Source organism: Inquilinus sp. (genome assembly GCF_057815775.1).
The window spans coordinates 1-5,302 of the sequence record NZ_JBYRFX010000109.1; the positions used below are offsets into that span (position 1 = coordinate 1).

The window sequence follows — 5,302 nt, forward strand, 5'->3', positions numbered from 1 at the left end:
CCGCATCGGCCGGTGGTCATTATGTCTCCTCTTGGGCCCTGCATCAGCAGGTGGGCGCCATGTGCCGGGACCACGGTCCCGGCAGGGACAGCTCCCTAAGAGAAGTGCTACGGCCCCAGGGACAATCGACCTGTCGCGCCGAGCAGCCCCGCTACGCGATCAGATTTAGGGTGTCTCGACCCGCGCTGCAATGGCCTCGATCCGATCGGCCAATTTCTGCAGCCGCGCGGCCAGCGCCGGATCCTCCAGCGGACCCGGAATCGGCGCGGGCGCCGGCACCCGTTTCTCGTCGCGCAGGTCGAGCAGTTCGTCGCCCAGCATCAGGCTGACCATGACCAGCAGATGCATGTCGGTGACCGACCGCACCGACCCCTGGATTTCCTGGACCCGCTCCTCGATGAAGGCGGCGACCTGGCGGACGCGTCCCTCCTGCCCGTCTTCGCAGGCGATCGGGTAGATGCGGTTGTTGAGTGTGATTTCGACCCGGGCCACTGCGTTACTTTTCCAGAAGGGTCTCGATGCGCTGGATCACTTGATTGACCCGCGCAGCGACCGTTGCCGTGTCCTCGCGCAGTTCGGTTTCGATCTCGGTCACCGCCTGCGTGCGCACGCGGTCCATGATCTCGTCGATCTGCTTTTGCCGATGCTCCGCCTGGGCCGCAACAGCGGCATCCAGGCGGTCCAGGGCGCGTTCCAGACGGTCGAGCTCGGCAGTCAGCCCGGTCATCGGCGGCTATCCAAATCCAGCATCATCCCGGTGAAACTATGCGGCACCTTGGCTGCCGTCAACCGGGGCGCCGCCGTCAACCGAAACCTCCGGCACCGCAACACCGACCGTGCCGGCAAATTCGACCAGCCGCGCCCAGGTGCGCCGATCCAGCGGCACGCCGAGCCGCGCGCGTTCCGCCGCCTCCCGCTTCTCCGGGTCGCCCGGCGCCATCACCTCCTGCCCCTCCTGTGCCGGCTGCGCCCGCAGGTCGTCGAGGATCGCGGTGATCGAGGAGTCGTAGCCGGTGGCGCCGAAGGCCTGCGGCTTCATCAGCAGGAAGAAGTGGCCGATCAGCACCGGCTCGCCCGGACCGGTGAAATGATCCATGCGGAATCCGTGCGGCATGCCGGTCAGGCTGGCGCACAGGATCTCCACCATCATCGCCAGCCCGGCACCCTTGTAGCCATAGGCCAGGCCGCCGACCGGGATCAGGCCGGTGGCAACATGCGGGTCGGTGGTCATGACGCCGTCGTCGCCGACCGCGACCTCCGGCGGCAGCGGCGTGCCGGTGTCGCGGCGCAGATGCACCCGGTTCAGCGGAATCGCACTGGTCGCCATATCAAGCAGCACCGGGTCCTCGCCCGGCGCGGGGGCCGCGAAGCTGACCGGGTTGGTGCCGAAGAACGGCTTGATGCCGCCATGCGGCACCACCAGCTTGTCGGCATGGGTGCTGCCGAAGGCGATGAAGCCGCGGCGGGCCGCCGCCAGGGTGTAGACACCGGTGGCGCCATGATGGGCCGAGCGGGTGACCACGGCGGCCGCGACCCCGATCTCATCGGCCAGTTTCGCCGCCTCGTCGATCGCACGGTAGCTGGCGTAGTGGCCCAGGCTGCCATCGGCATCGACGGTGACGCAGGCCGGCGCGGTGCGGGTCACGGTCAGGGTCGGCGTCGGATTGACCCGCTGGTTCGCCAGCTGGTCGAGATAGAACGGCACCAGCCGCACGCCGTGGGTGTCGACGCCGCGCGACGAGGCGTCGGTCATCGCCCGCGCCGTCGCCGCCGCGCTGTCCGCCGACATGCCGGCCCCGCGCAGCAGCGCCGCCGCGAACTGCTCCAGCGCCGCCTTCGGCAAGCGCACCCCGTCGAACCGCTCCATGCCCCGTCTCCTGCTCCGCTACCTTTGTGCCCATGACCAGGGCAATCATCCTGGAATGGTCCGACTTATCTAGCGTGACGAAGGGTCCCGCATCCAGGCCTATGGTGGCATTGACGCGACGCGACCGGGGCTGCATGGTGCGCCGCCCCCCGACGGGAGACCGTCGGGATTCCCGTGTCCTCTTCGGATCGATGCCATGACCGACAGCCCCCGGACCGTGACCCACGACGACATGGCGAACGCCATCCGCTTCCTGGCGGTGGACGCCGTGGAAGCTGCCAAGAGCGGCCACCCCGGCATGCCGATGGGCATGGCCGACGTCGCCACGGTGCTGTTCAGCCGCTACCTGAAATTCGACGCCGCGGTGCCGACCTGGGCCGATCGCGACCGGTTCATCCTGTCGGGTGGCCATGGCTCGATGCTGCTGTATTCGCTGCAGTACCTGACCGGCAACGACAAGATCACGCTCGACCAGATCAAGCATTTCCGCCAGCTCGGCTGGCACACCGCCGGCCACCCCGAGGTCGACCACGAGGCCGGGATCGAGACCACGACCGGGCCGCTGGGCCAGGGGCTGGGCAACGCCGTCGGCTTCGCACTGGCCGAGCGCATCCTGAACGCCCGCTTCGGCGACGATTTGGTCAGCCACCACACCTGGGTCACCTGCGGCGATGGCGACCTCGAGGAAGGGATCAGCCACGAGGCCTGCTCCCTGGCCGGGCACCTGAAGCTCGGCCGGCTGATCGTGCTCTACGACGACAACCACATCACCATCGACGGCCCGACCTCGCTGTCCTTCAGCGATAACGTCGAGAAGCGCTTCGAGGGCTATCACTGGCACGTCCAGCACGTCGACGGCCACGACACCGATGCGATCGCCGCGGCGATCGATGCGGCGCTGGCCGATGACCGGCCAAGCCTGATCGCCTGCCGCACCACCATCGGCTTCGGCGCCCCGAACAAACAGGGCACCAGCGCCACCCACGGCTCGCCGCTGGGCAAGGACGAGGTCGCGGCGACCCGCGCCAACCTGAACTGGCCCTACCCGCCCTTCGAGGTGCCGGAGGCGACGATCGCCGCCTGGCGCGAGGTCGGCAAGCGTGGCGAGGCCGAGCGCCTGGCCTGGGATGCCCGTCTGGCCAAGACCCCGGCCGAGGCCCGCGCCGAGTTCCGCCACGCCATGGACGGCACCCTGCCCTCCGGCCTCGACGGCGTGATTGCCAAGTTCAAGGCCGAGACGTCGGAGACCAAGCCGAGCCTGGCCACCCGCACCGCGTCCGGCCATGTGCTGGAGCTGCTGGTGCCGCTGATCCCCGAACTGATCGGCGGGTCGGCCGACCTGACGCCGTCGAACAACACCAAGACCAAGGTGTCGACCGACATCGAGCCGGGCAAGTATGGCGGCCGCTACATCCGCTACGGCGTGCGCGAGCACGGCATGGCGGCGGCGATGAACGGGCTGACGCTGCATGGCGGCATCATCCCCTACGGCGCCACCTTCCTGACCTTCACCGACTATTGCCGCCCGTCGATCCGGCTGGCCTCGCTGATGCGCCAGCGGGTGATCTTCGTCATGACCCATGACTCGATCGGCCTCGGCGAGGACGGCCCGACCCATCAGCCGGTCGAGCATGTCGCCTCGCTGCGGGCGATCCCGCACCTGATGGTGTTCCGCCCCTGCGACGCGGTCGAGACGGCCGAGGCGTGGCAGATCGCGCTGGAGACCCAGGACGCGCCGTCGGTGCTGGCGCTGACCCGCCAGAACCTGCCGACGCTGCGGCTGGGCGCCACTGCCGAGAACCTGTCGGCCAAGGGCGGCTATATCCTGCGCGAGGCCACCGGCACGCCGCGGGTGCTGCTGGTCGCCACCGGCTCGGAGGTCTCGATCGCCAACGAGGCGCGCGACGCGCTGGAGGCCGAGGGCATCGGCACCCGCCTCGTCTCGATGCCCTGCACCGCGCTGTTCGACCGCCAGCCGGCCGAATATCGCCGCAAGGTGCTGGGCCAGGGCCTGGTGAAGATCGCGGTCGAAGCCGGCGTGCGCCAGGGCTGGGACCACTATATCGGCTCGGACGGCGCCTTCGTCGGCATGACCGGCTTCGGCGCCTCGGGCCCCTATGAGCAGTTGTACAAGCATTTCGGGATCACGGCCGAGGCGATCGTCGCCGCCGCCAAGGCCAAGCTGTAAGCTTTATCGGATCGGAGAAGACGACATGGCCGTGAAGGTTGCCATCAACGGGTTCGGACGGATCGGACGCCTGGTGCTGCGGGCGCTGATCGAATCCGGCCGCAAGGACATCGAGGTCGTCGCGATCAATGACCTCGCCGACGTCAAGACCAACGCGCATCTGCTGAAATACGACAGCGTGCACGGCCGGGCGCCATTCGAGGTCGCGGTCGAGGGCGACACGCTGATCGTCAACGGCCACCCCATCAAGGCGGTGCAGCATCGCGACCCGACCCAGCTGCCCTGGGGCGCGCTGGACGTCGAGATCGCGCTGGAATGCTCCGGCATCTTCACCAAGCGCGACGATGCCGCCAAGCAGCTGGCCGCCGGCGCCAAGAAGGTGCTGATCTCGGCCCCGGCGACCGACGAGGACCTGACGGTCGTCTATGGCGTCAACCACCACAAGCTGACGGCCGATCACAAGATCGTCTCCAACGCCTCCTGCACCACCAACTGCCTGGCGCCCGTCGCCTCGGTGCTGCATGACGCGATCGGCATCGATCACGGCTTCATGACCACGATCCACAGCTACACCGGCGACCAGCGCATCGTCGACACGATGCACAAGGATTTGCACCGGGCCCGCGCCGCCGCGCTGAACCTGATCCCGACCTCCACCGGCGCCGCCAAGGCCGTCGGCAAGGTGCTGCCGGATCTGGCGGGCAGGCTGGACGGCACCTCGATCCGCGTGCCGTCGCCGAACGTCTCGGTCGTCGACTTCAAGTTCGTGGCCAAGCGCGCGACCACGATCGAGGAGATCAACGCCGCGATCAAGCAGGCCGCCGACGGCAAGCTTAAGAACATCCTCGGCTATTACGATGAAGACCTGGTGTCGAGCGACTTCAACCACGACGCCCGCTCGTCGATCTTCGCGCTCAACGAGACCAAGGTCATGGACGGCACCTTCGTCCGGGTGCTGAGCTGGTACGACAACGAATGGGGCTTCTCGAACCGGATGGGCGACACCGCGATCGCCATGTCCCAGGCGCGCTGACGCCACACCGCGACGGATCCCGGAAAGGGCGGCTTCGGCCGCCCTTTTTGTTTGGCGCTTTCATCCCCCCGCCAGCTGCATCTCCACGAAGGCCGCGAAGGCCCGGGCCTTCGCGCTGGCCTGCCGCCCGGTGGGGAACACGGCCCACAGGTCGACCTGCGGCAGCGACCAGTCGTCCATCACGGACCGGACGGCCCCCGACGCCAGCTCCGGC

Annotated in this window: 5 protein-coding genes and 1 other RNA gene; 2 read left to right on the forward strand and 4 right to left on the reverse strand. The window is 68.4% G+C overall.

The annotated features are described in order from the left end of the window. The 4 genes from ssrS to AC3XYG_RS04025 form a co-directional block, all read right to left on the reverse strand. A non-coding RNA gene (ssrS, locus tag AC3XYG_RS04010) (6S RNA) lies at positions 1 to 152 on the reverse strand; the annotation flags it as partial. A gap of 13 nt (positions 153 to 165) precedes the next feature. Continuing rightward, positions 166 to 492: a cell division protein ZapA gene (locus AC3XYG_RS04015; protein ID WP_489138520.1), complete on the reverse strand. Its 327-nt coding sequence runs from the start codon at positions 490 to 492 to the stop codon at positions 166 to 168. A 4-nt stretch (positions 493 to 496) separates the two neighbouring features. Continuing rightward, the gene (locus AC3XYG_RS04020; protein ID WP_489138521.1) at positions 497 to 727 is read right to left on the reverse strand and encodes a hypothetical protein; all 231 of its coding nucleotides are present in this window, start codon (positions 725 to 727) and stop codon (positions 497 to 499) included. Positions 728 to 763: 36 nt separating this feature from the next. Continuing rightward, positions 764 to 1,867, reverse strand: coding sequence for an Ldh family oxidoreductase (locus tag AC3XYG_RS04025; protein WP_489138522.1), 1,104 nt, complete (start codon positions 1,865 to 1,867; stop codon positions 764 to 766). A gap of 196 nt (positions 1,868 to 2,063) precedes the next feature. Here AC3XYG_RS04025 and tkt point away from each other — a divergent pair, with 196 nt between their 5' ends. Together tkt and gap are read left to right on the forward strand one after the other, a co-directional pair. Beyond that, a complete protein-coding gene (gene tkt, locus AC3XYG_RS04030) occupies positions 2,064 to 4,055 on the forward strand; it encodes a transketolase (RefSeq protein WP_489138523.1) in 1,992 nt (663 codons plus the stop codon). 25 nt (positions 4,056 to 4,080) lie between these two features. Beyond that, a complete protein-coding gene (gene gap, locus AC3XYG_RS04035) occupies positions 4,081 to 5,088 on the forward strand; it encodes a type I glyceraldehyde-3-phosphate dehydrogenase (protein WP_489138524.1) in 1,008 nt (335 codons plus the stop codon). Positions 5,089 to 5,302 lie beyond the last annotated feature (214 nt).